We start from the raw sequence: 26765 nt of genomic DNA on the forward strand, positions 1-26765 counted from the left end.
CGGTGCGCACGTCGGTCTTCGGCGCCGCCCGGATCCTCGGGCGCCCGGGGCGGCCCCTGGATTCGCACTGCGCCTCGAGTCGGCAGGGGTATCCACCTGTCAAGAGCACGCCGCACCTTTCATCCACTTACACGGCATACACCCCCACCCGATGTCCACCCCCTGGACGGTTATTAGCCACCCTTTGACGCCCCCAAAGCGTTCGGATACTGTCCACGCCCAGTTGGGCAGCAACAGTGGACAAAGTGAAATGGATGGTTCCCGATGACCTCGGAACCGGGTGGCAACCTCAGCCGACGCCGACTGCTGCGCCTCGCCGGCGCCGGCATGGGCGTCCTCGCCGCGTCCGGTGTGCTGGCCGCGTGTGCGCCCCCGCCGGCGAAGGACTCCAGTGGCGGCGCCAGTGACCCGGGGACCGCAGCGCAGGGCGCGGACGTCCCCATCAGCACGCTCACCCTCGCGCTGCCCTCCTCCCTCTCCAGCCTCGACGTGGGCCGGGAGTCCGGCGTCCTCAACTACCTGGTCGCCGTGCTGGCCCAGGAGTCCCTGCTCTCGGTCGACCCGTCCGGGAAGCTCGGCCCCGGGCTCGCGTCGTCCTGGAAGCAGCCCGACGCGAGGACGTACGTGTACACCTTGCGCCGCGGCGTCACCTTCACCGACGGAACGCCCTTCACCGCGGACGACGTGGTGGCGTCCGTCGAGGCGATCCGGGACCCGAAGAACGGCTCGGCCCTCGGTTACGCGTACGCGGGCGTCGAGTCCGTGAAGTCCACCGGCGACCACGAGGTCACGATCCGGCTGAAGGCCCCCGACGCCATGTTCGCCTGGACGACCAGCGCCGGCGGACTCCTCGTCAGCAGCCGCGCCTTCCTCACCCGCAACAGGGGCCGGATCGGTACGCCGAAGACACTGCTGCTCGGCACCGGCCCCTACCGGATCACCGAGTTCGCGGCCGACGACCATGTGCTGCTGGAGCGCAACGACGCGTGGTGGGGCGAGAAGCCCGCCGTGCGGAAGCTGAAGCTCTCCTTCGTCCCCGACGCCGGGACACGTCTGGTCGCGCTCAAGTCCGGTGCGGTGGACGGTGCCCTGGGCCTTGCGTCGGACGAGGCCCGCGGGTGGGAGTCGAGTGCACGCGTCACCTACACCGGCGACCGTTCCGTGGTGTCGCTGGCGTTCGACACCGCCGAGGCGCCGTTCGACGACATCCATGTACGCCGTGCCATCGCCCACGCGGCCGACCGCGAGGGCATGGTGAACGGCATCCTGCACGGCAAGGCAGAGGTCGCCGACGCACTGCCCTCCCGGGAGATGTGGGGCGATCTCATGCCGGCGGACGAGGTCCGTTCCGGCTACGACGCCATCCCCGCCCTCTCCTTCGATCTGGACGCCGCCCGGGCCGAGCTGGACAGGTCCTCGGTGAAGGGCGGTTTCACGGCCGAACTGCACTACCCCAACAGCGGTCCTCAGCTGGGCAAGGCGGCGCTCGCGCTCGCCGCTTCGCTCAAGAAGATCGGCATCACGCTGAACGTCAAGGAGATCACCCTGGAACAGTGGGTGGCGGAGCTCGGCTCCGGCAAGCAGCCGCTGCAGTTCCTGTGGTACTTCCCCGTCACAGGCGACCCGGCCGAACTCGCCGACCCGTACCTCAACGCGGCGGCCACCGCGACGGACATCGCGCACTACGACAACGGCACGGTCAACGCGGCACTGGACACGGCGAAGTCCGCCACCGACCAGGAAGTCCGCGCCAGGGAACTGATGAAGGCCGTGCAGACGGCCGGCGCCGACCTGCCGTACCTCCCGTTGTGGTGGGCGCAGACCGCGTCCGCGTTCTCCAAGGAGTACGTGCTGCTGGACCAGGGCCCCTTCGCGTTCATCGGCCCGTGGGCGACCCGGATCCGCAAGTCCGCCTGACCGTCCCCGTCTCCGCCCCCACCTCCACCTCCACCTCCACCCAGCAAGGAACGGACACCATGCCCAGTGACGCCGCGACCGTCGTACGGCGCGTCCGCGAGGCGATGCTGCGCCTGATCCACCCGGTAGAAGCCCGGATCAGCCCGGACGGCCGCGCGGTCGCCGTAGCGGCGGTGGGCCCCGAGCGGGCCGGGCTGGTCCTTGCCCCGGTCCCCGCCGCGAAGACCGGTGGGGACGCGGACCTGCCGGTCCCCGTGCTCCGCGCCCCCACGGATCCGGCCACGTCGACGGCCCGTCACAGCCCGCGCTGGCTGCCGAACTCCCGGACCCTGCTGCACATCGCCGAGAACGAGGGACCGTCCGGGACGGAGGTGCGGCTCGCGGCCCTGGACACACACACCGGAACCGTACGCACCGTGGTCCGGGCGCCCGGCGCCGTGGAGGAACTCCTGGTCTCCGACGACGGCCGCCAGGCGCTGCTGCTCTGCGCGGCGGACGGTGCCGAGCAGGACGGCATGCACCTCGGCCTTCCGGTGCGGCTCGGTTCCGTGCCCGCACCGGAACACTTCGCCCCGGGCACCGGCCGCCGTTCGCTGCACCTCGTCGGCCTCGCCGACGGCTCGGTACGCGAGGCCGGGCCGGCCGGGCTCACGGTGTGGAACGCCGCCTGGCGCGGCGGAACCACCGCCGTCGCGACGGTCTGCGAGGACACGCTGCCCGCCGGGTACTACGGTGCCCGGTTCGCCGCCCTGGATCTCGATGCCCGCACCGCCAGGACCGTGTACACGCCCCAGGGACAGCTGGGTGCCCCCGCGCTCGCCGCCGACGGCCGGTCCGCGGCGGTCTGCGAGGGCATCTCCATCGTCGCCGGACGCCCGGTCGTGATCAGTCTGACGACCGGGGCCGCCGATGTGCTGCCCGGCATCGAGGACGCGACCTGGCTGCGGTTCGACGACGAGGACCCCGGTGCCCTGTGGTTCGCGGGCTGGGACGGCACGGGTTCCCGTGTCGGACACACCGGGCACGAAGCGGACGACCACTGGTCGGGTCCGGCAACGCTCGGCGGCGCCGGCTACCAGCCCGGGCTGTCGCTCAGCGGCGACGGGCTGCTGGCCGCGACCGTGCTCGACGCGCCTGGCCGTCCCCCCGAGGCCGTCGTCGCCCGCACCACGGGGCCGAACGCCTGGAACTGGGCGCCGGTCACCGCGCTCAACGATCCCGCGGACCCCGCTCTCGCCGGTGTCCGCACCGAGCACACCTTCTGGTCCGCGCCCGACGGCCGCACCGTGCAGGGCCTCGTCCTCTCCGGCGGCGAAAGCACCGGACCCCGCCCCCTCGCCGTCCTCGTGCACGGCGGCCCCGCCTGGCTCTGGTCCGCCGGATACGCGCCGGGCGACGTGCTGGGGCTCGCGCCCGCGCTGGCCGCCGCCGGATACCTGGTGCTGCTGCCCAACCCCCGCGGCAGCAGCGGCCGAGGGCTCGAACACGCCCGTGCCGTGGTCGGCGACGTCGGCGGCGCCGACCTGGACGATGTGCTGGCCGGTGTGCGCCACCTGACCGACGCCGGAGTCGCCGACCCGGACCGCACTGCGATCCTGGGGCACAGCTACGGCGGCTTCCTCGCTGCCCAGGCAGCGGCCCGCACCGATGTGTTCCGGGCCGCGGTCGTCGTCTCGGCACCGACCGACTGGCTGAGCTTCACGCACACCAGCAACATCGGCGGCGGCTACGACCGGACGTACGCGATCGGCGGCCCGGACGCCCCGCAGGAGCTGATCCGGCGCTCGCCGGTCTTCGCGCGCGGCGGCAGCGGTACCCCGACGCTCATCGTGCACGGCTCCGCGGACCGCGTCACGCCGGTCGGCCAGGCCCATGAGCTGTACCGGTCCCTGCTGCGGGCCGGCCGCGCGCCCGCCGAGCTGTACGTGTACCCGGACGAGGGCCACGAGTTCACCGACGGCGGACACCTCCTCGATGCCGCGGCCCGCGTGGAGCAATGGCTCGCCACCCACCTGGCGCCGCGCCCCGCGGCCGCCCGCCCGACTGCCGTGCCGGGGGACGCTTCCCCCGAGCCGATCCCCGGCACGGCTCCCCCGGCGGGGCCGGAGGACGTCACCCCCCTGACGCCCTCCGGCCCCGCCACCCACCCCGCCGGCCCGGCCGGAGACCAGCGATGACGGCCACCACCCGGTCGCGGCTGCGCGCCGCGCTCCCTGCCGGGCTCGTGATGCGCCGCCTCGGCGGCACCCTGGGACTGCTCGTCGTCCTGTCCGTCGCCGTGTTCGCCCTGCTCCAGGCGGCGCCGGGCGATCCGGCCCAGACGCTGCTGGGCCCGCGAAGCGCCACCCCCGAGGCGCTGGCCGCCGTCCGGGCCCGCTACCACCTCGACAGTCCCATGGCCGTGCAGTACTGGTACTGGCTGAGTGACGCCGTCCGGCTCGACCTCGGTACGTCGATCCGCACGGGCGAGAGCGTCGCCGCCGCGCTGGGCGACCGCCTGGTGCTCACCGGGCAGTTGGTCGGCCTGGGATTCGCCGTGGCTCTGCTGCTCGGAGTGCCGCTCGGCGTCCTGGCGGGCCTGCGCAACCGGCGCGTCACCGACCGGGCCGTGCAGAGCCTCGGTGTCGTGGGCCTGTCCACCCCGGCGTTCGCGGGCGGACTGGTGCTCATCTACGTCTTCGCGCTGATGCTCGGATGGTTCCCCGCGTACGGACCGGGCGAGGGCCCGGGCACGGACCGGCTGATGCACCTGGTACTGCCGGCTCTGGCTCTGGGACTCGCCGTCACCGCCGTCCTGCTGAAGCTCACCCGCGCGGCGGTGATCCGGGAACTCGGCCGGGAACATGTCACGTTCGCCCGCGCCCGGGGCGTGCGGGAGCGGGACATCCTGCTCCGGTACGTGCTGCGCGGCACCGTCGTCCCCGTCCTCACGGGGATCGGGCTGATTCTCGCCTACCTGCTGGCGGGAACGGTCATGGTGGAGCAGGTCTTCGCACTGCCGGGGCTCGGTTCCCTGCTCGTCGACTCGGTCACCTTCCGGGACGTCCCCGTCGTCCAGGCCGAGGCACTGCTCATCGCCGCCCTGGTCTGCCTGGCCAACCTCGTCACCGACCTCGTGCAGCCGCTGCTGGACCCGCAGCTGCGGAGCGCACCCGCGGCCAGGACACCACACGCCGCACAGACCTCCGCTCCGGCCCTGCCGTCCGGCGCCCGCGAGGAGGAGAACGGATGAAGTCCCGTACCCCCCGCAGGTTCTCCCCGCTCACCCTCTGCTGCACCGTCCTGCTGATGCTGTTGGCGCTCGCCGCGGCCGTCGGCCAGCTGGTCCTGCCCGGCTGGGACGCCCAGGACCTCGCGACCGGCGCGGCCATGCCCGGTGGCGGGCATCTGCTCGGCACCGACGAACTCGGCCGCGACATCGCCCGGATGGTGGTCGCCGGCGCACGCAGCACCCTGGTCGGCGCGGCCCTGGTCGCGATCGGGTCCATGGTCATCGGCAACGTCCTCGGGCTCCTCGCCGGGTACCGGGGCGGCTGGATCGACACCGTCGTGCGGCGCTGGGCCGATCTGCTGCTGGCGCTGCCCGCTCTTCTGGTGACGATCGTCGTCGCCGGCATCGGCGGTGGCGGTTACGCGCTGGCCGTGGGCGTGCTCGTCGTGCTGACCTCGCCCGCCGACATCCGGCTGGTGCGGTCCGCCGTACTGGAGCAGCGGCACCGCGCGTACGTCGAGGCGGCGGAGACCCTGGGGCTCTCCCGCTTCACCGTGATGACCCGGCACATCTGGCCCAATGTGCTGCCCGTCGTGGTGGCGAACACCCTGCTGAACTTCGCCGGGGCGATCGTCGCGCTGAGCTCGCTGTCCTTCCTCGGCCTCGGTGTGCCGCCGGGCGCCCCGGACTGGGGCCGGATGCTCTCCGAGAACCGCACCCTGCTGTACGACAACCCGTCCGCCGCCCTGGCTCCGGCCCTCCTCATCGTGGCCGCTGCCGTGGCGCTCAACCTCCTCGGCGACCGGCTGTTCGAGGCGTTCTCCGACCGTGGGAGGTCCTGATGGCAGCGCATCCGGCGACGGACAGCCGTACCGCCCCTGCCGATACGGCCACCGCGCCGCTGCTGGCCGTCGACGGTCTCCGGGTGTCGGCGACGGCCGCGCCGGGCGGTCCGGTCCCGATCCTGGAAGGCGTCTCGCTGACGGTCGGCCCTGGCGAGTGCGTCGGCATCGTCGGCGAGTCGGGCAGCGGCAAGTCCCTGGCCATGCGCGCCGTGGCGGGCCTGCTGCCGTCGGGGACCGGAGTGACGGGCGGTTCCGTACGCATCCACGGCCGGGAGGTCCTCACCCTGCCGCCGCGCGAACACCACGCACTGCGGGGCCGGCGCGTCACCCTGCTGATGCAGGACCCGTTCACCATGCTGCATCCGCAGCTCACCTGCGGGCGTCAGATCGCCGACGGTCTCCGCGACCTCGACGGCGGACAGAACGGGCGCAGGCCGAAGGCGGTCCGGCGCGCGGAAGTGGCGCGGCGGCTGGCCGAGGTCGGCCTCGGCCCGGATGTCGCCGACCGCTATCCGCACGAGCTGTCGGGAGGGATGCGACAGCGTGTCGCGGCAGCCGCGGCGCTTGCCGGCGATCCCGAACTGCTGATCGCGGACGAACCGACCACGGCCCTGGACGCCGCCAGCCAGGGTGCCGTGCTGGACCTGCTGCGCGGCCTCCAGCGCAGCCGTCGCATGGGGCTGGTCCTCATCACACACGATCTGCGGGTCGCGTTCTCCGCCTGCGACCGGGTGTACGTGCTGTACGCGGGCCAGGTGCTGGAGCACGGCCGCTCGCAGGAGCTGGAGTCCGGTCCGCTGCACCCGTACACCGCGGGGCTGCTGGCTTCCGAACCGTCCGTGCGTGAGCGGTTCGAGGAACTTCCGGCCATTCCCGGCTCCGTGCCCGCCCCGGGTTCCCGCGGGCCGGGCTGCCCGTTCGCCGACCGCTGTGGCCATGCGGCCCGGGTGTGCCGCAGCGAACCGGTCGCCCTGGTGCCGCCGGCCGTGGGCGGGACGGGGGTGGACGGTACGGGCAGGCTGTCCGCCTGTGTGCGGATCTCCGAGATCGGGGGCGCGCTGGACACACCGTCGGCGCGCAAGGTCGCCGAGCCGATGACGGTGCCCGGAGAGGGAGCCGGTACGGAGGTCCCGGACGCGGCGCTCGTGGCCACGTCCGTCGACCGCATGTTCCGCTCGTCGGCCGGGGACCGCAGCGCGTTGCGGGACGTGAGCCTGACGGTTCCGCGCGACACGATCGTGGCGCTGGTCGGCGAGTCCGGCTCGGGCAAGACCACGCTCGCCCGGATCGCGGTCGGCCTGGAGACGTTCGACAGGGGCGCGGTGTCCGTGGGCGGCATCGCCCTGCCCGCCGGGCGCCGTCCTTCGACGGCGGACCGGCGGCTTCTGGCGGGGCAGGTACAGATCGTGTTCCAGGACCCGTACTCCTCCCTCAACCCGCTCCGCACTGTGGGCGCGACGCTGCGCGAGGCCCTGGGCGCCTCTGCCGGCAGGCGGGTGCGGGGCGACGCCTTCGGGGTGGACACCCTCCTCGCGCAGGTCGGGCTGCCGGGGTCGTACGCCTCGCGCCGTCCGGCCGCGCTCTCCGGCGGCGAACGCCAACGGGTGGCCCTGGCACGGGCCCTGGCCGCCCGGCCCCGGCTGCTGATCTGCGACGAAGCCGTGGCGGCGCTCGACGTGTCGGTCCAGGCCCAGCTGCTCAACCTGCTCGTCGCACTCCAGCGCGAGGAGGGCTTCGCGGTGCTGTTCATCACCCACGACCTGGGTGTGGTGCGCCAGATCGCGGACCGGGTGGCCGTGATGCACCGAGGGCGGATCGTCGAGCAGGGGGGCGTCGCCGAAGTCCTGGACGCGCCGCAACACCCCTGGACCCGCCGCATGATCGACGCGGTTCCCCGGGCCGCGGATGCCGGTCACCACACCTGACCGGTCCGCGGCTGCGCGGGTAGAGTGTGCCGCTGACCAGCGCGTACCCCCTGAGCGAGGAGGAACGGTGTCCGAACCGACCACCGCCGCCGGACCGTCCCCCGTCACGCGTGCGCCGGAGGCCCGGCAGTCCGCCTCGGGTGTACGCGCTTCCCTGGCCGGCAACCTCAACCGGCGTCGGCTCGCCCGGGGTTGGAGCCTGCGTGAGTTGTCGGCGGCGACCGGCGTCAGCAAAGGGCTGCTGTCCCAGATGGAGCGGGCGGAAGCCAACCCGACCGTCGACATACTGGTCCGGGTCGCCGACGTACTGGGCACCAACTGCACGGACCTGCTGCGCCAGCCGCTGCTGGAGCCGGAGATCATCCGCGCCTGCGCACTGGACGAACCCGAGGACGAGACCTCGGTCAGCCTGCTGTACGCCGGTCACGAGCAGGGCCGCATGGAGATCTACCGGACCCGGCTCCACCCGCACGCGCAGAGCCAGGTCAGTTCGCACGGCGTGGACTCGGTGGAGTACGTGATCGTGATGTCGGGTCAGGTGACGCTGGTGGTGAACGATGTCCCCTACCTCCTGGAGGCGGGGGACACCGCTCGCTTCTCGGCCCAGTGCAGCCACTACTACACCACCCAGGACTCGCCCGCCGTCACCCACACGGTCGTCGGATATCCGCGCGACTAAGGGCTGTCCCGCGGCCGGGCCCGCTCGGCCCACCATCGATTTTGACTCAACTACCGCCGGATACAGGTCGGCCGGCCCCTCCGGGGGCCGCGGCTGTGGCACCCTGGTGAGGACCGCCCCACCGGGCTCCCCCGTACCGGTGGGGCGGTTCTGCGTGCCGGTGGCCCGAGCGGCGCCGAGCGACGGGAACCGTCTCCCTCCCGGTCTTTGACGCGAAATCACTGATCAAATTCCGCTTGTGCGCATAGGAGCCTCCAAGCGGGGAAGGCGTTCAGATCTCATGGCCTACCACCAGGGGAGCGTGACGAGATGACGGCGCACACTGCGCGAACTGCCGGTGCGGAGCGAGCGGAGAGTGCACGGTCGGCACCGGCCGGCAAGGGGACAGCCCTGGCGGCTGTCGCCGCACAGAACGAAGTCACGGGCGCCGCCGGGCCGGCCCCCGGTGACCTCGGCGAACTTCCGTGGATCGAGGACGCGGGCAAGGTCGCGCCCATGGACGCCCGGGAACTGTCCCGGCTGTTCTTCGACCGCCTCCAGACCCTGGAGGAGGGGACGCACGCCCATCAGTACGCGCGGAACACCCTCATCGAGATGAACCTCTCCCTCGTCCGCTTCGCCGCCGGCCGGTTCAGGAACCGGGGCAGCGGCGACATGGAGGACATCATCCAGGTCGGCACCATCGGGCTGATCAAGGCCATCGACCGGTTCGACCTGTCCCGCGAGGTCGAGTTCACCTCCTTCGCGGTCCCCTACATCACCGGGGAGATCAAGCGATTCTTCCGTGACACCAGCTGGGCGGTCCATGTGCCGCGGCGGCTCCAGGAGCTGCGGGTCGACATCGCCAAGACCAAGGAGACCCTGGCCGCCGAACTCGACCGAGACCCCACCGTTTCCGAGCTCGCCGAGCACCTGGGGCTGAGCGAGAGCGAGATCACCGAGGGCATCGTGGCGGCCAACGGGTACACCGCGGGTTCGCTGGACATGCCGGCCGCCACGACCGATTCGAAGCAGCACAGCACGGCGGGGCGCACCTTCGCCGATGTGCTGGGCGGGCCGGATCCGGCCATGGAGACGGTCGAGAACCTCCACGCCCTCGCACCGTTGCTCGAAGACCTGGACGAGCGTGAGCGTCGCATCATCGACATGCGGTTCGGTCAGGAGATGACGCAGTCCCAGATCGGCGCGGAGCTCGGCATCTCGCAGATGCACGTCTCCCGGCTGATCAGCCGGATTCTACGCAGGCTCCGTGAGGGGATGTTCGTCGAGGAGTGAGCGGGGCGTTCGGGCTCCGGACCGCCGTGGCGGTCCGGAGCCCGAACGCGTATCCGGACGCAACCTCATGGGAGGGCGCCGGTACGCCGTCCGAACATTGCGGCCCGATGAAATCGCCGAGCCGCGGGCGCACCCGGCGCCCCTGCCCCGCCCGGTGTTCGTGAATCCATCCCGACACCGCGTCCGCGCAGGTCGGAGCGGTGCCGGGGGCAGGGGCGGTTCCCCGCTCCCGAGCCGGTCCGGTCCTCGTGCGGCCCCCGCGCACCCCAGGGCCGTACGGGAGCGCGTTGACGCCCCGGTGAGCCGCTGACACGCTCACCCGCATGTCCGCGAACCCGGCTCTCCTGACGCCCCGGCACGTGAATCCGGCCCTCGGCTGCGCCACGTGTCGCCGCGGTGGGCTCTGCGCACTCACTCCGTCGACCGGCTGATCCGCACCGCGCGGCCACCGGCCCGGGGGCGCAAGCCCGGACCACTGATCCATCCCCCCGCTGCCCTGCCCTCCCCTGCCCCTGGAGTCGTCCATGAGATCCGTCCCGTCGCCCGAGGCCTCCTACGACCGGATGCGGCTGCGCCAGTGGTCGCGCGGTGCCGCGCGCTCCGCGGGGATCGAACGCCGGGATCTGCTGCGGCTGGTCGCGGCGGCTTCGGTGGCGGCCCCGCTGGCCGGGCTCGCCGCTCCCGCGCACGCGGCGGCCAGGACCGGGGCGACCCCGGCCGCGGCGGCTGCCCCCGGGATCGTGAAGCCCCTGCCGCCCGAGGTGTTCACGGTCCGGGGCACGAACGCGGAGACGAACTTCGCCGCGCTGCGCGATACAGGGCTGCTCACGCCCGCCGAGCGCTTCTTCGTACGTAATCACACGGTCACCCCGCGGATCGAAGCGGCGGACTGGCGGCTGAAGGTGTGGGGCGACGGGCTCAGGGGCCCGGCCGTGGAGTTCACGTACGACGATCTACGCGCGCTGCCCCCGGTGACCCGTACCTCGTTCGTCGAGTGCGCGGGCAACGCCCGCAGCTACTACGCGTCGCAGCAGAGCCAGCAGGTCAGCGGGACCGCCTGGACCCTGGGGGCGATCGGCACGGCCCGCTGGCGCGGGGCCAGGCTCGCCGATGTACTGCACCGCGCGGGCATCGCCCGGCACGCGGTCGACGTGCTGCCGCGCGGTCTGGACGACGAGGTCGTCAGCGAGGGGATCAACCTCGGCCATGTGCGCCGGCCGCTGCCCGTGGCGAAGGCGCTGGACGACGTGATCCTCGCGTACGAGATGAACGGCGAACCGCTGCCGCCCGACCACGGGCATCCGGTGCGGCTGATCGTGCCCTCCTGGGTCGGGATCGCCAACATCAAGTGGGTCGGCGACATCGAGGTGAGCGCCCAGCCCCTGGTCTCCCCGTGGAACACCGGGCTCTACCGGCTGTTCGGCCCCGGCTACCCGGCCGGGGGCAGTGCGCCGCTGACCCGGCAGACGCTGAAGAGCGCCTTCGAGCTGGCACCTGACGCGGTCTTCCCCGCTCACCGGCGCCAGGTGCTGACCGGGCGGTCGTGGTCGGGAGGGGCCCCCGTGCGCACGGTCGAGATCAGCACCGACGGGGGCGCGCGGTGGCGTCGGGCGCGGCTGCGTGACGAGCCGCGGAGCGGCAGCTGGGTGCGCTGGTCCGCCGACTGGGTGCCCGGGGTCCGCGGTCCGGCCGTGCTGCTGGCACGGGCCACGGACCGTTCGGGCCGCACCCAGCCGGACGTCGCCGTGCACAACACGCAGGGCTATCTGTTCGACGCGGTGGTCCGGCACGAGGTGCAGGTGGTCTGACGTGGAACGGCGCCCGGCGCGCGGGGTTCAGTCGCCGTCCTTCTGCGTGGGCAGGCCCGCGTAATAGGTGGCGATCATGTCCTCGCCGCCGTGCCCGGCGGCTTCGGCGCGTTCGAAGCGGGCGGCGGACGCCTTTGTCAGGTCGAGCCGGACGCCGGAGTCCGCGGCGGCCTCGAGGATGAGCCGGGTGTCCTTGAGTGCCGTGGACAGGGCGAAGCTCGGGGTGAGGTCTCCGGACAGGACGGCGGCGGACTTGCCCTGCAGATAGGCGGAATCGAGAGGCCCGCCCCTCATGACGTCGAGGAACGTCTCCGGGTCCACGCCGAGCCCCTCGGCGAGGTTCAGGCATTCCGCGACGCCACCCACCATGTTGATCACCCAGGTGTTGACCACCAGCTTGAGCCGGGAGGCGGCCCCGGGCTCCTCCGCCACCCAGACGGTGCGCTGTCCGATGGCTTCGAGCACGGGCCCGGTCACCGCGCGCGCGGCGGACGGTCCGGAGACGAACACGGTCAACGCGCCCTGTTCCGCGGGCTGCCTGGTACCGGAGACCGGTGCGTCGAGGTAGACGAGCCCGAGGTCTGCGGCGCGCTGGGCCAGTTCGACAGTGGCCTCGGGCCCGACCGTGGAGCTCTGCAGGAGGACCTGGCCGCGGTGCACCCCGTCGGACGCGGCGGTGAGCGCTGCGGCGACGGCGGTGCTGTCGTTGAGCATGGTCAGGACGACGTCCGCGCCGCGTACGGCGTCGGCCGCGGTGTCCGCGACGGTGGCCCCGTGGGCGGCGAGCGGTTCCGCCCTGGCGTGCGTCCGGTTCCAGACACGGACGTCGAGGCCGGCCCTGAGCAGGCTCCGGGCCATGCCCGATCCCATGATGCCGGTGCCGAGCACGGCGACGGCCGGACGCTGCGGGACTGCGTCGGGTGCTGAGGTCATGAGGCTGTTCCCTTCGTCGGCCGCGCGGAGACCGGCCCGCGGCACTTCGGATGGTCAGGATTCCCGCAGTGCGCCTTCGAGGACGGCAGCGTGCACGGCCCTGGCGAGTCGTGCACCCCAGCGCGAGCGGGGCCCCGCGAACGGTTCACCGGATCCGGAGTCCGCGGAGGGGCCGGGTACGGCGATGCACACGGAGTCGGTGGGGGTGCCGGAGCAGTCGAGTCCGGCGTCGAGGAGGGCCTGCACCTTGGCCTCGGTGGCGGTGGCCACGGCGTTGACGAGTGCGGCGTCGGACAGGGGCACGGGAAGGGTGACGACGATGTTGACCGTCCCCGGCCGTGGCGGTCCCACTGCGCCTTCGGCCGCTGCCGCCGCCCAGCCGCGTACGCCGAGACCGCAGGTGGCGGTCGCGGTGACGCCCTCGTCGGCGGCGACGGTGTACGCGGTGACGTCCGCGGCCGTCATCAGTCCGGCACCGGGGCCGGTGAGTTGTTCGGCGTCGGCGATCTCGGCGAGGTGACGGTCGGGATCCATGCGCGGATAGCCGCCGGGCACCTGGGCGTTGAGGATCCAGTCGCGCGGGCCGATGCCGCCGCCCAGAACGGCACTGCTGCACACCCGCCACCCCGGCCCCAGCCGCCACACCAGATGATGCAGCTCCCGACCGTCCTCGCGCCGGGTCAGCAGTTCACCGCGCTGTTCGGGCAGCCGGATGCGGACGGAACGGATGGGACACCCCCGGTGGTGCGGCGGGCCGGTGATCGGCGCGGGACCTGTCGATCAGTCGATCATAGGTGCCGGGTCCGGACGCCACCGGGGGCACCCTGACCTCGGCTCGAAGGGTCGGGCTTTCGCCGCGGGCCATGGCCATCAGCCGGTCCAGTACGGCGTGGTGCGCAGTCGTGCGGGGTGGAGCTCAGCCGCCTGGAGCCGTGGTGATGTCCGCCGCTCCGACGCGTGGTGCCGGGCCTCCTTCGTCCGCTCCATCTGCCGTCGGTGCGGAAATCGCCACACCGTTGCGATCTCGGGCCAAGGAGTGAGGGCCGACCCGGTGGGTGTCAAGGGTTTCCCCGAACTTCCCCTCGGGGTGGGAACGACCTGTTCGGAAGCGGTGGCACGCGGCGTCGCGCCGACTGCGGCGCCGGTTGCGGGTGAGGAGGCGGATCGCCCGCCACGGCCGTTTCGCGTGTCGCGGATCCGTCCCCCGTCGGTGATCAGCGCCGGAGGGACCTTCCCGGCCCCATTCACCCGATTGGCCTAACCGGGCCCATGGCCCCGCACCGGCATCGCACGGGGCCTGCGCCCACTCGGGGAAGGTGCGGCACCCGGGGCCGGGGGGCCAAGCGGTTGCAGCGTCCATCCGGGTGAGGCGCGATGGAAGCCGGACGCGCCTCCCCTGCTGGACCCACCTACAGGACGCGCCCGGGCGAGGAGGAATCGGACATGGGAGCCGCTGACGGTTTCACGGATTCCGGAGAGCTCGACGGCCTGACGGTGTACGACACCGAGGGCGAGAAGATCGGCAACGTGGGGCGGGTGTACGTCGACGACAGCACCGGCCAACCGGACTGGATCACGGTGAAGACCGGCCTGTTCGGCATGAAGGAGAGTTTCGTGCCCCTCGCCGGAGCCCGTCGCGTGGGCTCCGACCTGCACATCTCGCATCCGAAGGACCGGGTGAAGGAAGCCCCCCGGGTGGACGCGGACGCCCATCTGTCCGTCTCCGAGGAAGAGGAGCTCTACCGGCACTACGGCCTGACCCGGACCACGAAGGCGGGCCTGGGCGACCGTGGCGGGGCCGAGGGCACCACGAGTGCCGACGCACCGACCACGACAGGCACCGGCACCATGGGTGCGGCCGGAGCCGGAGCGGCAGCCGGAGCCGGGGCGGGCGCCATGGGCGCCTCGGGCACGGGCCGCACGGGTGACCGGACCACTTCGGCCGGCACCACGTCCGGGACCACGTCGGCCGGGATGGCCGGTGCGGGTACCGGGACCGGCAGGCACCGCGACACCGAAACCTCGGGTACCGCCCGTCCGCTGGTCGGGGCCGGTGCGGGAGCCGAACGTTCCAGCGCAGACCTGAGCGGCAAGGAGGAACTGATCCGCTCCGAGGAGCAGCTGCACATCGGCACCGAGGAGTACGAGAGCGGAAAGGCCCGCCTCCACAAGTACGTCGTGACGGAGAACGTCACCAGGACCGTGCCCGTGACGCACGAAGAGGTGCGCGTGGTCCGCGAACCGCTGCGGCCGGGCGACAAGGCGGCCGGCCGGTCCGACATCACCGAGCAGGACGTGGAGGTCACCCTGCACGCCGAGCGCGCCACGATGCGCAAGGAGACCGTGCCGGTCGAGCGGGTGCGGATGGAAACGAAGAAGGTGACCGAGCAGAAGGAAGTCTCCGCCGAACTGCGCAAGGAGCAGATCGACTACGCGGACGGCACGACCAAGAGCGGCAAGGACATGGGTGGCAAGGACGCGGGCGGCGAGTTCGGTCAGGGGCGGCGCCGCTGACCCCGGCTCTCCGCTCCTGCCGGCCGCACCACGAAGGGGCGGGCCCCGCACCGGGGCCCGCCTCTGCGTTCCACGCCGCGGGGCACCACCACTGCGTGGATCAGGCCCGCCCCGGGCGAAAACGCACCGACGGCCGCCCCTGCGGACCGTCCGGTGTCACGACGGCACGGACCTGGTAGACGTCTGCGATGAGCGCCTCGGTGATCACCTCAGCAGGAGCGCCGGCGGCGACCGCCCGCCCCTCGTTCATCACCACGATCCGGTCGCAGAACATCGCGGCCAGGTTGAGGTCGTGGAGGGCCACGACGGCGGTCAGGGGCAACGAGGTCACCAACGACAGCAGTTCCAGCTGATGCCGGATGTCCAAATGATTGGTCGGTTCGTCCAGCAGGAGCTCCCGCGGCTGCTGGGCGAGCGCGCGGGCGATCTGGACGCGCTGGCGCTCACCGCCGGAGAGCGTGTGCCAGGACTGGTCGCGGCGTCCGGCCAGACCGGTCCGCTCCAGCGCCTCGCGCACCGCCGTCTCGTCCGCCTCCGTGGGCGCCGACCAGGCGCGGCGGTGCGGGATGCGGCCCAGGCGTACGACGTCCACGACGCTCAGCTCGACCTGGGTGACGGCGTGCTGGTCGACCACCGCGACGCGTCGGGCCACGGTACGGCGGCCGACGGCGGCCAGGGGATCGTCGTCGAGGGTGACCAACCCCGCGTCCGGGGCGAGGACTCCGGCCAGTATCCGCAGCAGGGTGGACTTCCCGGAGCCGTTCGGGCCGATCAGCCCGATGGTGGCACCGGGCTGCGGAGCGAGCGAGACACCGTCCAGGATGAGACGGCCGCCCGCCTCCCGGCTGACCCGGTCGGCCCGCAGACCGCCGGGGCCGGCCGGGGTCACGGGGCCCGCCGGGTGCGGTGGAGGACCAGCACGAAGGCGGGGACCCCGATCAGCGCGGTGACGACTCCCACCGGAACCTCCTGCGGGTCGAGTACGGTCCGGGCGAGGGTGTCGACCCACACCAGGAAGACGGCCCCGGCGAGCGCGGTGACCGGCAGCAGCCTTCGGTGTCCGGAGCCGGTGAGCGCACGGGCCGCGTGCGGCAGCACCAGTCCGACGAAACCGATGGCACCGGCCGAGCTCACCAGCGCGGCGGTGAGCAGGGCGGTCGTGCACAGCAGGACGATCCGGGTCCGGCCCACGTGGACCCCGAGGGTGGCCGCCGCGTCCTGGCCGAAGGCGAAGGCGTCGAGCGTGCGGGCGTGGCCGAGACAGATCAGCAGCGTCACCGCGAGCACGGCCGAGCAGATCCACACATCGCTCCAGCCGACGCCGCCGAGCGAGCCCAGCAGCCAGAACAGCACCCCGCGTGTCTGCTCGGCGTCGGCGGCGGTCATCACGACGAAGGAGGTGAGCGCGGAGAAGAGCTGCATGGCCGCGACCCCGGACAGCACGACGCGGTCCGTGCTGCCGCCGAGGGTGTGGCTGAGGAGCATGACCAGGGCGAAGGAGCACAGGGCCCCGATGAACGCCCCGGCCGACAGGGAGACCGCTCCCCCACCGACGCCGAGGACGACCACCACGACCGCCCCGGTCGAGGCCCCGGAGGAGACCCCGAGGACGAACGGGTCGGCGAGCGGGTTGCGCAGCAGCGACTGCATCACGGTGCCGCAGACCGCGAGGCCCGCGCCGCAGACCGCGGCGAGCAAGGTTCGCGGCATGCGCAGGTTCCAGATGATTCCGTCCCGGATCGGGCTGAGCCGCGACTCCCCCGCGCCGAGGTGGGAGGCGACCGTGGACCAGACGTCGGTGACGGAGATCCGTGCCGGACCGATCGTGACGGCGACGGCGACGGACAGGGCGAGCAGCAGGAGCCCGGCGGTCCACAGGAGCCCGTCGCGGATCCCGCGGATCCCGCGGATGCCGCGGATCCCGCGTACGGCGGGCCGGGCACGCGCGCCCGCGTCCTCGCGCGGCGCCGCGGCCCGTTCGGTGTCCGTCACCCCGCGAGCCCGAAGCCGCGCAGGCCGGCGGCGACGCGCTCCAGGCCCTCGACCGTACGGATGGTCGGGTTCATGGCCTGACCGCTGAGCAGGACGTAACGCTTGTGCCGGACGGCCTCCATGTTCTTCGTGGCCGGGTTGGACTCCAGGAAGGCGATCTTCTTCGCGGCGCTCTCGGCGGTCTGCGACTTGCGGGTGAGATCGCCGATGACCAGCACATCCGGGTTGCGGTCGGCGACGGTCTCCCAGTTGATCTGCGGCCATTCCTCGTGGGTGTCGTCGAAGGCGTTCTTCGCGCCGAGTTCCCGGGTGATGATGCCGGGCGCCCCGCAGCAGCCGGCCAGGTACGGGGCCTCGGAGTTGGCGAACCAGTACATCAGGGAGGCTCCGGAGGCATCGATCCCCCCGGCCGCCTTCCGCACCCGGGCACGCAGCCCGGCGATGAGCTTCTCGCCACGCCCGGGAACACCGAAAACCTGCGCAAGGTCGCGCACTTCGGCGTAGACGCTGTCCATGGTCAGGGCTCCGGTGCGGACCCCGTCGCCGTCCTTGCTGTTGTCCTTGGCGGTGCAGTCGGCGGGCGAGACGTAGGTGGGGACACCGAGCTTCTCGAACTGCTCGCGGGGGGCGACACCGCCCTTGGCGAGGGTCGACTCGAAGGAGGCGCTGACGAAGTCGGGCTCCTGGTCCAGGACCTTCTCCGACGAAGGACGGTTCTCGGAGATCCTCGGTACGCCGGCATTGGCCTTCTCCAGGCCCTTCAGCACCGGATCGGTCCAGGTGGCCGTTGCGGCGAGCCGGTCGGCGAGGCCGAGTGAGAGCAGGATCTCGGTCGATCCCTGGTCGACCGGAACGGCGCGCTCCGGCGCCGCGTCCACGGTGACGGTCCGTCCGCAGTTCTTCAGTGTGACCGGATAGCCGTCGTCTCCCCGCGGCTTGGCGGTGGTGCTGTCCTTGCCGCCGCCGCAGGCCGTCAGCAGGATCAGGGCGGCGGTGAGCAGGGCGGCGGAGCGGGCGGGGCCGGCTGGGGACGGCACGGAGTACCTCGGCGTCTCTGGGCCCATGCGCGGGGCCCGGTGTACGGAGTTCCGCGACCCGGTACCGGACCGCGGTGCCAGCAGGTCTTCGGACTCGGGTTCATGCGGACGGGACGCCTTCCCGGAAAACCGTGGGTCTCCCAGTGGCCGTGGCCCCGCCCGTCCCCCTCACCGCTGCGCGTCAGTTCCGGATTCGCACCGGATTCCCTGACTCCTACGTGGAGTTCGACTGGCTCCGGGCACGCTACCACGAGCCTCTGCGCAGCTCAGCGGCGGTACGGGACGGCGGGGCGGCCGGGGCGGCAGCCACCCCGGCCGCCCCGGCGCCGGAGTGCCCCGCCGGCCCACGCCCCGGTCACGCCTTGCGGCGAACCGATTCGCCACCGTGGGTGCGCGGCTCCCCGCACCATCGCGAGAGCAGGGAAGCCGTTCCCCAGAAGGCCAACAGGACGAGCCGGACGCCCATCCGCCGGGCGGTGTCCGCGGGTCGCTGCGGCACGGCGGTTCGCCTCCGCGGTGGGGCCGTCATCTCGTGCCCCCTGCGGGTTCCCGGGTCGCGGTGGTGTGCCAGGAGGCGTCCGGGTCGTCGTAGGCGTCGGTGTAACGGGATCCGGCGATCGGCCAGTCGGCGAGCAGCTCCCGGGGCAGGGCGAAGGATTCGGCCAGTTCGGGGAGATGGCCGCTCACGTCGGCCACGAGCTGCTCGATGGCATCGGTGAGTCCGTCGACCTGACCGGCGGTCAGGTGCCCGGCTGCGAGCAGGTCGCCGCTGTTGCGCGCGATCCAGCGCAGTGCGAAGAGCCGGGCCAGTTCGCCCAGCCGCTCACGTGCCCCGCCTTCGGGCAGCGCCGCGAGCGCGTGATCGTACCCGTGGGCCGCCTGCCGGTACGCGTGGGCCTCCACCCCCCGCAACGCGGGTCCGGATGCGGCGTTCCAGCGCTCCAGCGGGTCGCCTTGCGGGGTCCTCGCCATCCGTGCGGCCGCCCGGCCGAACCAGATGCGCTCCACCTGGCCGAGGAGCCGGCCGAGGAACCGGAGGTCGGTGAGGTCACCGCCCGGAGGGGCGGAGTCCGCTTCCTCCTGCGGGGCTTGTGCCACGTCGGAGAGCATTGCGGCGGCCGCCCGGGAGTGGATCGCCAGATTGTCGCCCTCGGCGGTGATGGCGCCCTCGATCCCGGTGACGAGTTCGGTCATCCCGTTGTTCTCCAGCAGCCCCTGGGCGCCGCACCGTTCCCGGCATTCGACGATCACGGACCGTGCCTGCCAGGTGATCCATCCCTTGGCGATGTCGACCAGCCGGTCGGCCGCCTCGCGCTCCGCGGGCGGGCGGGCCGCCGCCTTCTCCCACCGGTCCAGTACGCGCCGGTGCAGCAGGCTCATCGCGAAGACGGTGGCCATGGCCTCGGCGAGCGGGCCGTGGTGGCTCCGGTGGGCGGCCACCGGCACCGGGGGCGACGAGCGGCCCCCCGAGACGAAGCGGTGGCCTCCGTAGCGGACGGCGACGGCCAGCGTGGCACGGGCGGAGCCCACCGCGCTGGCACTCATGCAGATTCTGCCGGTGGTGACCCGTCCGATCGAGGCGAGGAAACGCCGCCTGCGCCCCTCGGTGCCGCTCCGGAACACGCCGTCGTCGCCGATCCGCCCCTGCACGCCGCCGAGCAGCGCCCCGCGGTCCACGAAGACCTGGTCGAAGGAGGTCAGGCAGTGGTCGACCGGACTGCCCATCCGTGCGGGGAGCCGGCGCACCCGGACCCCGGGCAGGGCCCGGGACGCGTCCGTGAGCGGCACCAGCAGCAGGAACACCCCTTGATCGGAGCCGTCGACGATCAGCCGGGCGGCGACGAGCCCCGACTTGGGACCGCCGGCGGGGCTGGTGTTGGGCATGAACTTCTGTGCGCCCGCGTGCGGGGTGTGCAGTACGAACCCGTCCCTGGCGCGGTCGTAGGTGGCGGTCGTCTCGACGGCGGCCGCGTCGTTGCCGTGCGCCACCTCCGTACAGAGGAAGGTGCCGATCCGGCGCAGCCGGAGGAAGTCCGACAGATCGCGGGGGCTGTCGGCATCGTGGTCCAGGAGGCTGCCGAGGAAGAGGTTGTAGTGAATGCCCGCGACGGTGGCGAGCGCCGGGTCCACCGGGGCGAGCCACTCGTGCAGAGCGGCCAGGGCGCGGGGGTCGGCGGCGGGGCGGGCGGCGCTGTCCAGAGCGCTGTTCAGTGTGCGCAGCCGTGCGTGGGCGAGGGCGAGGCGCTCGTCGGGCGTGGGCCCGGGGGGCGGCCAGAGCGGCCGTCGGAACGGCTCGGTGGCGACGAGCCGGCGCCAGAAGCCGTGCTCGTGGCGGGCGTCCGGACCGAGGAGCACGGTGCTGAGCGGGCCGGCGACCGGCCGGGTTCCGGCTCCTGGGGAATCGGCACTGTCGAAAACGGTGTTCATAAAAGCGGGAACGATCAGGAATCGTCCAGGACACCCCACAACCGGTGTCCAAGCCGTTCCCCCGTCGTTCGGCGCGGCCCGGTACGGCAGCTGACCGGCGACGGCCCGTCACCTGTATGCAGCAATCCGCCGCGCTGTACGGGCGCACAGGACATCCCCTTGGGTCATGGAACGGCACCCCGATGATCCCGCTGCACAGAACGAGCACGCCGAACTGGAAGCCCTGCGGGGCCGGGTGGCACAGCTGGAGGCCCGTCCCCCGGCCCGCTCGCGACTGCGCCTGCGCTCGTTCCTCGCGGTCCTGCTGATCCTCGTGGCGGCGGTGCTCACCCCGTTGAGCATCCTGTCGAGCTGGGCGAGCGGTGTGGCCGGGGACACCGACCGCTATGTGGACATGATGGAGCCGCTGGCCTCGGACCCCGATGTGCAGGCGGCAGTGACCGGACGCGTCACCGATGCCGTCATGACCCATCTGGACGTCGACGCACTGCTGGCGGACATCGCGCCCGCCGACCGGCCCCTGGTGGACAAGGCTCTGAAGAAGCTCGGTGACCCACTCACCACGGGCGTCACCGACTTCGTGCACGGCACGGTGGAGCGGTTCGTCACCAGCGACGCCTTCGAGCGGGTGTGGCGCAACCTCAACAGGCAGGCCCACGCGTCCGTCGTGAAGGCCCTGACCGGTGAGGGCGGCGGCGCGGTCGAGCTGAAGGGTGACACCGTGACCCTGGACCTCGCCCCGGTCATCGACCGTGTCAAACAGCGCCTCGTCGACCGCGGTCTGACCGTCGCCCAGAAGATTCCCGAGATCCACACCGACTTCACCATCCTGACCTCGGACTCGGTCGGCAAGGCGAAGAAGGGTTTCCGGGCGCTCGAACTCCTCGGATTCTGGCTTCCCGTGTTCACGCTGCTGGTAGCGGCGGGCGGGGTGCTGCTCGCGGTGCGCCGCCGACGGGCGCTGGTCACCGCGGCACTGGCCGTGGCGGTGGGTGCCGGCCTGCTCGGGCTCGGGCTGTGGGCGGGGCGCGCGTTCTATCTCGACAGCCTTCCCAACGACGTCTCCCAGCCCGCCGCGGGGGCGGTGTTCGACACGCTGGCCGGGTATCTGCGCGCCGGGATCCGGCTGGTGGTGACCGTCGGAGCGGTGGTGGCTCTCGCCGCCTGGCTCACGGGCAGCGGCCGCGCGGCAAGCCGGGTCATGGCGATGTGGAGCGGTGGCATCGGGGCCGTCCGGGATGCGGCCGGCTTCACCGGAGGCCCGGTCGGCAGGTGGGTGCACCGGGCCCGGCGGCCCCTGAACTGGGGGGTGGTCGTGGTGGCCGTCGCGGTGCTGCTGGCGTGGGACCGGCCGACGGGGCTGGTCACGGTGTGGATCGCGCTGTGCGCCCTGTTCGTCCTGGCGGTCGTCGAATTCCTCGACGACGACAGCACTCCGCATCTCGCGGCGCCGGGGTGACCGGCAGCGCCGCCCGGACCGCCACGCCAGGCCCGTGTAACGGGCGATGGGTACAACGGTGCCGTGCCGGTGACCGCTGGACGGTGAGGGACGGGCAGCATCTCCCGGAGTCACCGCTCCGGCAACTCCTCGTCGGTGCAGCGGCGGTGTCGCCGTCCCGTGGGGGTGACGGCGGCACCGTCACCTTCACGTCCAGCCGAGTGCCGCCCGCAGTTCCGCCTCGTCGGGCGGGCTGGCGCCGGCCCGGGCGACGGTGACGGCCGCGGAAGCCGCCGCGCGGCGCAGGACATCCGTCACGGTGGCCCGGTCCAGTGCCCGCAGCCCCTCCCGGCCGGCCGGCCCGAGCAGCCCGTGTGCGGCCAGCGCGTGCAGGGCGCCGGACATGAAGGCGTCCCCCGCCCCGACCGTGTCGACGACCTCGGCCGGCAGCGCCTCGACGGCCACCAGCCCGTCGGGCAGGACCGCACACGCTCCGTCCCCGCCCTGGGTGACGAACACGACCGCCGGGCCGGTGGTGAGCCACCTCTCGGCGGCCTTCACCGGGTCCTCGCCCGGATACAGCCACTCCAGGTCCTCGTCGCTCGCCTTGACGACATCACTGAGGCCCACACAGAGCTCGGCCTTGCGCACGGCGGCAGCGTGGTCCCCCATCAGCTCGGGTCGCACGTTGGGGTCGTAGCTGACCGTCGCGGCGGCACGCAGCGATTCGACGGCCGCGGCGACCGTGGCGGCTCCCGGTTCCGTGACCGTCGCGATCGAACCGGTGTGCACGTGTGCGGGGGCGCGCTCCAGGGATACCGGGCCGAGCGTCCAGGTGATCTCGAAGTCGTACGTGGCCCTCCCCGCGCCGTCCAGGGTCACGGCGGCGGACGGGGTGGGCGCGGCGGAGCCGTCCGTACGGACGTCGACCCCGGCCGAGGCGAGGTGGTCACGGATCAGCCGCCCGTTGTCGTCCGCCCCGAGCTGGGTGAGCAGGGTCGCGTCGTGTCCGAGTCTGGCCAGGCCGTACGCGACGTTGGCCGGGCTGCCACCCGGGTGGACCCGGTCGGCCGCGTCCGGCTCCCGGACGATGTCGGCAACGCACTCGCCGATGACCAGGAGGTCGAGTCTGTCGAGCATGAGGGTGATGTCTCCTGTGGTGCGGTGGCATGGGCGTGCCGGCGGACGGCCCCGCCCGCGGACGCGTCGCTCCCGATCCTGCCGTGTGCGGCCCGCTCCGGTGGCACCGAGTCGCCGGCGCCGGGGCACGCGTGGGCCCGCGCGGCCCACGTGTCCGTACGGGTGGGCGCCACGGACGGCCGGCCCCGGGGCATCGCGGCGACAGAACGGCCCGCACGCGATCCGCCTGTGACCCGCCTACGCCTCCAGCGCGTCGGCGACGAGCGCGAGGAACCGCGCGTGGGCCCGGGCGCTGCACACCGGCTCGGGGTTCCAGGGCACCACCCGCACCGAGCGCCCCACCGACGCCCACGGCCCGTCGGTCCCGAGCTCGTCCAGCCGGGTGGCGTGGGCCCGGATGTCGGCGAGCACGACGGCGGGCCGCAGCGCCGCGGCCTGGGCCCAGCCGACCGTGGACCAGTTGGCACCGGGCCCCTCGGCCGGTTCCACCAGACCGACGCCGAGCTCGGCCAGCACTCGCAGCTCGGGCCACATACGGGGGCGGGCAAGATGCGCCTGCTCCTGGCCCGCCGGTGACAGGGCGAGCACCCTCGACCTGTCCGGACCCGAGGTGAGCGCGCGCAGCCGGCCCCTGGCCGCGTCCAGCTCCCGCGTGGCCGCCACGGGCTCCTCGGCGCCGAGCGAACGGGCCAGCTCGGCGAACCGGTCACCGATCTCCGCGAGCGTGCGCGCCTGGCCCACGTCGATGACGACGACCGGGACGTGCTCCTCCAGATGCTTGGCCGTCTCCGGATCTAGACCGTAGACCTGGCCGCCGCCGTAGCTGACGGCCACCACGAGGTCCGGTTCACCGCTCAGCAGCGTCTCCGCGTCCAGCGTGGCGCCCGCCCCGGCGTACGGAACGTCGCCCAGGGGCAGCGATCCCGTTTTCGCCGGGTCGGGCACCACGGGGTCGTCGTGCCCCGAGCCGAATATCCCGCTCGGGCGGATGCCGTGGTCCCATAAGGTCGCACCGGCCTGGACATAGGCGAGGACCCTGGTCGGGCGCCTCCCGGCAGTCGACACCTGACCACGGTCGTCGGAGAATTCCCACACGGTCCGCTCGCTCACGTCACACACCTCTCGCCACCGGCTGCCCGCCCCCGTCACGGTCTCGTCCAGGACTACCTGCCCAGCGGGCCCCCGTGGCACCCATGGCGCCGGCGAGGACTACAGGTCCGCTGCCGTGGAGCGCACCAGGTAGGTCACCGGCCCGGGATCCGGGACCTCGATCTCCGCGAAACCGAGCCGGTCGTAGAAGGCCCTGGCCGGCGTGTTGGCCGTGAGCATGGACAGGTGCACCCCCTCGACACCCTTGGCGTCCAGGGCCGCGAGGAAGGCGCGCATCAGCTCCCTCCCGTACCCCTTGCGCTGCCACTCGGGCAACAGGTCGATGTGCAGGTGGGCCGGGTGGCGAGCGAGTTGGGGCAGGACCATGCGCTCCGGGTTGTGGAGAAGCCCTGTCATCTCGTCGCTGGGGCTCCGAGGCGCTCGGTCCGGCTTGGGGTAGCGGCCCTCGACCAGGGGCAGCCAGCGCTTGCGGAACTCCGTGACGAAGCGCGGGGTGTCGGCCGTTCCGAGGATGTAGCCGACCGCCCGGCCCGTCCCGTCGTCGACGACGAAGGCCAGGTCGGGTTCGAGGTAGGCGTACGGCGCGGCGAAGATCGACGGCATCAGCTCCGGGTCCGGGTACAGATGCCGGGAGTCGCCGCCGTTGTCGGCCGTCCGGACACAGATGTCGGCGAGGGCCGCGCGATCGCCGGAGTGATAGGCCCGCAGGCCGGGAAGCAAGGTCACCGTTTCATCCTGCCGACTCTGGGAGCGCTCCCACAAGGCTGTGGGGGAGATTTCGTCGAACACGGCCGTGTTCCGTGTCGATCCCGGCGCCGACCGTTCGTATAGAGGATGAGAGGCAGGCAGGGAGCCGGCCTCGCACCCGAGGAGGCACACCATGAAGCACTACCTGCTCAGCGTCGTCACACCGGCCGACGGCGTTGCCCCCGCCCCCGAGGAGCTGGAACAGATCATGCGGAGGGTCCAGGGCTTTCACCGGGAACTCGAAGAGGCGGGAGCCTGGGTCTTCGACGGCGGGCTGAGCTCGCCGAGCAGTGCGACCGTCGTGCGGGCGAAGGACGGCGACACCGTCCTCACCGACGGCCCGTACGCCGAGGGGAAGGAGTATCTCGGTGGGCTCAGCATCGTCAGGGCGCCCCATCTGGACGCCGCGCTGGACTGGGGCCGCAAGGCGGCGCTGGCCATCGGACTGCCCATCGAGGTCCGGCCGTTCGAGGGTGAGGTGGAGGACTGATGGCGGACCCGCCCGGCCCGGGTGGCGGACCGGGCACAGCGGCCGTGCCCGCCTCGGCGGTCGAGCGTCTCTTCCGCGAGGAGTACGGGCGCTGCGTGGCGGTACTCGTCGGCGCCTTCGGCGACATCGACATCGCCGAGGAGGCGGTCCAGGAGGCGTTCGTCACCGCACTCGACCGCTGGCCGCGGACCGGGGTGCCGCCCGCACCGGCCGGCTGGATCATCACGACGGCCCGCAACCGTGCCGTCGACCGGCTGCGCCGCGAGACCTCGCGTGCCGGCCGGCACGCCCAGGCCGCGCTCCTGAACACCCGGGACGAACCGGCCGAGGAGGGCCCCGTGCGGGACGACCGGCTCCGCCTGATGTTCACCTGCTGCCATCCCGCGCTCTCCCCCACCGCCCAGGTCGCCCTGACCCTGAGGTTGTTGGGCGGCCTCACCACCGCCGAACTGGCGCGCGCGTTCCTGGTGCCGGAGCCGACGATGGCGCAACGGCTGGTGCGGGCCAAGGCCAAGATCCGCGATGCGCGGATCCCCTACCGGGTGCCTGCCGACGCCGATCTGCCCGAAAGGGTCCGCGCGGTCCTGGCGGTGGTCTACCTCGTCTTCAACGAGGGATACGCGGCGAGTTCGGGGGACCGGCTGGTACGGGAGGACCTGTGCGCGGAGGCCGTGCGCCTCGGCCGGCTGCTCGTGGGGCTGATGCCCGACGAGCCGGAGGCGGTGGGGCTGCTCGCCCTCATGCTGCTCACCGAGTCCCGCCGCCCCGCGCGCACGGGGCCCGAGGGCGAACTGGTGCCGCTGGACGAACAGGACCGGGCTCTGTGGAACCGCGGGCTGATCGCCGAGGGGCAGGCGCTTGTCCGCCAGTGTCTGCGCCGGGGCGTCCCGGGCCCCTACCAGCTCCAGGCCGCGGTGAACGCGGTGCACAGCGACGCGACGGTCGCGGCGGAGACCGACTGGCGGCAGATCCTGCGGCTGTACGACCAGTTGCTGGCCGTGGCACCGAGTCCGGTGGTGGCGCTGAACCGGGCGGTGGCGGTGGCAGAGGTGACGGGTCCGCATGAGGCCCTTGCGCTCCTGGACGGGCTGGAACTCGGCGGCTATCACGTGTTCCACGCCGTGCGGGCCGATCTGCTGCGCAGGCTGGGGCGTGTCGCCGAGGCGGCGGCTTCGTACGAAGCCGCCCCCCCGCGCACCCACAAAAAAGGGGGGCAGGACATGCGAAGACACCCCCCCGCACCCCCGCCCCCGCCCAGGGCCGGCCCCCCCCACCCC

The 26765-nt window shown here is 72.8% G+C and carries 21 protein-coding genes and 1 riboswitch; of the genes, 12 read left to right on the top strand and 9 right to left on the bottom strand.

Features of this window, described 5'->3' with window-relative positions:
- The first annotated feature begins 264 nt into the window (after positions 1–264).
- The 8 genes from ABZ434_RS27210 (at position 265) to ABZ434_RS27245 (ending at position 11660) form a co-directional block, all read left to right on the top strand.
- Positions 265–1917 carry an ABC transporter substrate-binding protein gene (locus ABZ434_RS27210; protein ID WP_359142099.1) on the top strand — a complete coding sequence of 551 codons (1653 nt, stop codon included), beginning with the start codon at positions 265–267 and terminating at the stop codon, positions 1915–1917.
- A gap of 59 nt (positions 1918–1976) precedes the next feature.
- The gene (locus tag ABZ434_RS27215; RefSeq protein ID WP_359142101.1) at positions 1977–4094 is read left to right on the top strand and encodes an alpha/beta fold hydrolase; all 2118 of its coding nucleotides are present in this window, start codon (positions 1977–1979) and stop codon (positions 4092–4094) included.
- Complete coding sequence (locus tag ABZ434_RS27220) at positions 4091–5149, top strand: ABC transporter permease (RefSeq protein ID WP_359142103.1); 1059 nt, start codon at positions 4091–4093, stop codon at positions 5147–5149. The genes ABZ434_RS27215 and ABZ434_RS27220 overlap by 4 nt, the downstream gene beginning before the upstream one ends.
- Entirely contained in the window at positions 5146–5970 is an 825-nt protein-coding gene (locus ABZ434_RS27225; protein ID WP_359142105.1) for an ABC transporter permease, read from the top strand. Before ABZ434_RS27220 ends, ABZ434_RS27225 begins: the two co-directional genes overlap by 4 nt.
- Positions 5970–7898 carry an ABC transporter ATP-binding protein gene (locus ABZ434_RS27230; protein WP_359142107.1) on the top strand — a complete coding sequence of 643 codons (1929 nt, stop codon included), beginning with the start codon at positions 5970–5972 and terminating at the stop codon, positions 7896–7898. The genes ABZ434_RS27225 and ABZ434_RS27230 overlap by 1 nt, the downstream gene beginning before the upstream one ends.
- 67 nt (positions 7899–7965) lie before the next feature.
- Positions 7966–8577 (top strand): XRE family transcriptional regulator, encoded by a 612-nt coding sequence (locus ABZ434_RS27235; RefSeq protein ID WP_359142109.1) that lies wholly within the window; start codon positions 7966–7968, stop codon positions 8575–8577.
- A 309-nt stretch (positions 8578–8886) separates the two neighbouring features.
- Entirely contained in the window at positions 8887–9852 is a 966-nt protein-coding gene (locus ABZ434_RS27240) for an RNA polymerase sigma factor SigF (RefSeq protein WP_359142111.1), read from the top strand.
- Between the two features lie 524 nt (positions 9853–10376).
- A complete protein-coding gene (locus tag ABZ434_RS27245) occupies positions 10377–11660 on the top strand; it encodes a sulfite oxidase (RefSeq protein ID WP_359142113.1) in 1284 nt (427 codons plus the stop codon).
- A 27-nt stretch (positions 11661–11687) separates the two neighbouring features.
- Here the strand turns inward: ABZ434_RS27245 and ABZ434_RS27250 are convergent, their stop codons facing one another.
- Both ABZ434_RS27250 and ABZ434_RS27255 read right to left on the bottom strand, forming a co-directional pair.
- A complete protein-coding gene (locus ABZ434_RS27250) occupies positions 11688–12593 on the bottom strand; it encodes an NAD(P)-dependent oxidoreductase (protein ID WP_359142115.1) in 906 nt (301 codons plus the stop codon).
- A 54-nt stretch (positions 12594–12647) separates the two neighbouring features.
- Positions 12648–13307: an adenosylcobinamide amidohydrolase gene (locus ABZ434_RS27255; protein WP_359142137.1), complete on the bottom strand. Its 660-nt coding sequence runs from the start codon at positions 13305–13307 to the stop codon at positions 12648–12650.
- A 729-nt stretch (positions 13308–14036) separates the two neighbouring features.
- On the opposite strand from ABZ434_RS27255, the gene ABZ434_RS27260 reads away from it, so the two are divergent.
- Positions 14037–15107 (top strand): PRC and DUF2382 domain-containing protein, encoded by a 1071-nt coding sequence (locus ABZ434_RS27260; RefSeq protein ID WP_359142117.1) that lies wholly within the window; start codon positions 14037–14039, stop codon positions 15105–15107.
- Positions 15108–15207: 100 nt separating this feature from the next.
- On the opposite strand, the gene ABZ434_RS27265 is transcribed toward ABZ434_RS27260, so the two are convergent.
- The 4 genes from ABZ434_RS27265 to ABZ434_RS27280 all read right to left on the bottom strand — a co-directional run bounded on the left by ABZ434_RS27265 (position 15208) and on the right by ABZ434_RS27280 (position 20563).
- Complete coding sequence (locus tag ABZ434_RS27265; protein ID WP_359142118.1) at positions 15208–15996, bottom strand: ABC transporter ATP-binding protein; 789 nt, start codon at positions 15994–15996, stop codon at positions 15208–15210.
- On the bottom strand, positions 15993–17027 hold the full coding sequence (locus ABZ434_RS27270) for an iron chelate uptake ABC transporter family permease subunit (RefSeq protein ID WP_359142139.1): 1035 nt from the start codon (positions 17025–17027) through the stop codon (positions 15993–15995). Before ABZ434_RS27270 ends, ABZ434_RS27265 begins: the two co-directional genes overlap by 4 nt.
- A gap of 68 nt (positions 17028–17095) precedes the next feature.
- Entirely contained in the window at positions 17096–18136 is a 1041-nt protein-coding gene (locus ABZ434_RS27275; protein ID WP_359142119.1) for an ABC transporter substrate-binding protein, read from the bottom strand.
- A gap of 61 nt (positions 18137–18197) precedes the next feature.
- Positions 18198–18385: riboswitch (cobalamin riboswitch) on the bottom strand.
- 276 nt (positions 18386–18661) lie between these two features.
- Positions 18662–20563, bottom strand: coding sequence for an acyl-CoA dehydrogenase (locus ABZ434_RS27280; protein WP_359142121.1), 1902 nt, complete (start codon positions 20561–20563; stop codon positions 18662–18664).
- Positions 20564–20729: 166 nt separating this feature from the next.
- Here ABZ434_RS27280 and ABZ434_RS27285 point away from each other — a divergent pair, with 166 nt between their 5' ends.
- Positions 20730–22022 carry a hypothetical protein gene (locus ABZ434_RS27285; RefSeq protein ID WP_359142123.1) on the top strand — a complete coding sequence of 431 codons (1293 nt, stop codon included), beginning with the start codon at positions 20730–20732 and terminating at the stop codon, positions 22020–22022.
- 186 nt (positions 22023–22208) lie between these two features.
- Here ABZ434_RS27285 and ABZ434_RS27290 read toward each other — a convergent pair whose 3' ends face one another.
- From ABZ434_RS27290 to ABZ434_RS27300, 3 genes are all read right to left on the bottom strand, one after another.
- Positions 22209–23141 (bottom strand): carbohydrate kinase, encoded by a 933-nt coding sequence (locus ABZ434_RS27290; protein WP_359142125.1) that lies wholly within the window; start codon positions 23139–23141, stop codon positions 22209–22211.
- Between the two features lie 237 nt (positions 23142–23378).
- Positions 23379–24251: an ABC transporter substrate-binding protein gene (locus tag ABZ434_RS27295; RefSeq protein WP_359142127.1), complete on the bottom strand. Its 873-nt coding sequence runs from the start codon at positions 24249–24251 to the stop codon at positions 23379–23381.
- A gap of 99 nt (positions 24252–24350) precedes the next feature.
- On the bottom strand, positions 24351–24977 hold the full coding sequence (locus ABZ434_RS27300; protein ID WP_359142129.1) for a GNAT family N-acetyltransferase: 627 nt from the start codon (positions 24975–24977) through the stop codon (positions 24351–24353).
- Positions 24978–25131: 154 nt separating this feature from the next.
- Between ABZ434_RS27300 and ABZ434_RS27305 the strand changes: the two genes are divergently transcribed.
- Positions 25132–25488, top strand: coding sequence for a YciI family protein (locus ABZ434_RS27305; protein ID WP_359142131.1), 357 nt, complete (start codon positions 25132–25134; stop codon positions 25486–25488).
- Positions 25488–26765 (top strand): RNA polymerase sigma factor (locus ABZ434_RS27310; protein ID WP_359142133.1); only part of this gene is annotated, 1278 nt, incomplete at its 3' end. The genes ABZ434_RS27305 and ABZ434_RS27310, both read left to right, overlap by 1 nt.

Source organism: Streptomyces sp. NPDC005761 (assembly GCF_040630635.1).
Classification (GTDB): domain Bacteria; phylum Actinomycetota; class Actinomycetes; order Streptomycetales; family Streptomycetaceae; genus Streptomyces.

Bases quoted from the DNA above. Each gene is read 5' to 3' on its own strand.
- ABZ434_RS27230 (WP_359142107.1), top strand. From the start codon at position 5,970: ATGGCAGCGCATCCGGCGACGGACAGCCGTACCGCCCCTGCCGATACG.
- ABZ434_RS27280 (WP_359142121.1), bottom strand. From the start codon at position 20,563: ATGAACACCGTTTTCGACAGTGCCGATTCCCCAGGAGCCGGAACCCGG.
- ABZ434_RS27225 (WP_359142105.1), top strand. From the start codon at position 5,146: ATGAAGTCCCGTACCCCCCGCAGGTTCTCCCCGCTCACCCTCTGCTGC.
- ABZ434_RS27215 (WP_359142101.1), top strand. From the start codon at position 1,977: ATGCCCAGTGACGCCGCGACCGTCGTACGGCGCGTCCGCGAGGCGATG.
- ABZ434_RS27250 (WP_359142115.1), bottom strand. From the start codon at position 12,593: ATGACCTCAGCACCCGACGCAGTCCCGCAGCGTCCGGCCGTCGCCGTG.
- ABZ434_RS27210 (WP_359142099.1), top strand. From the start codon at position 265: ATGACCTCGGAACCGGGTGGCAACCTCAGCCGACGCCGACTGCTGCGC.
- ABZ434_RS27260 (WP_359142117.1), top strand. From the start codon at position 14,037: ATGGGAGCCGCTGACGGTTTCACGGATTCCGGAGAGCTCGACGGCCTG.
- ABZ434_RS27220 (WP_359142103.1), top strand. From the start codon at position 4,091: ATGACGGCCACCACCCGGTCGCGGCTGCGCGCCGCGCTCCCTGCCGGG.
- ABZ434_RS27285 (WP_359142123.1), top strand. From the start codon at position 20,730: ATGGAACGGCACCCCGATGATCCCGCTGCACAGAACGAGCACGCCGAA.
- ABZ434_RS27240 (WP_359142111.1), top strand. From the start codon at position 8,887: ATGACGGCGCACACTGCGCGAACTGCCGGTGCGGAGCGAGCGGAGAGT.
- ABZ434_RS27245 (WP_359142113.1), top strand. From the start codon at position 10,377: ATGAGATCCGTCCCGTCGCCCGAGGCCTCCTACGACCGGATGCGGCTG.
- ABZ434_RS27290 (WP_359142125.1), bottom strand. From the start codon at position 23,141: ATGCTCGACAGACTCGACCTCCTGGTCATCGGCGAGTGCGTTGCCGAC.
- ABZ434_RS27305 (WP_359142131.1), top strand. From the start codon at position 25,132: ATGAAGCACTACCTGCTCAGCGTCGTCACACCGGCCGACGGCGTTGCC.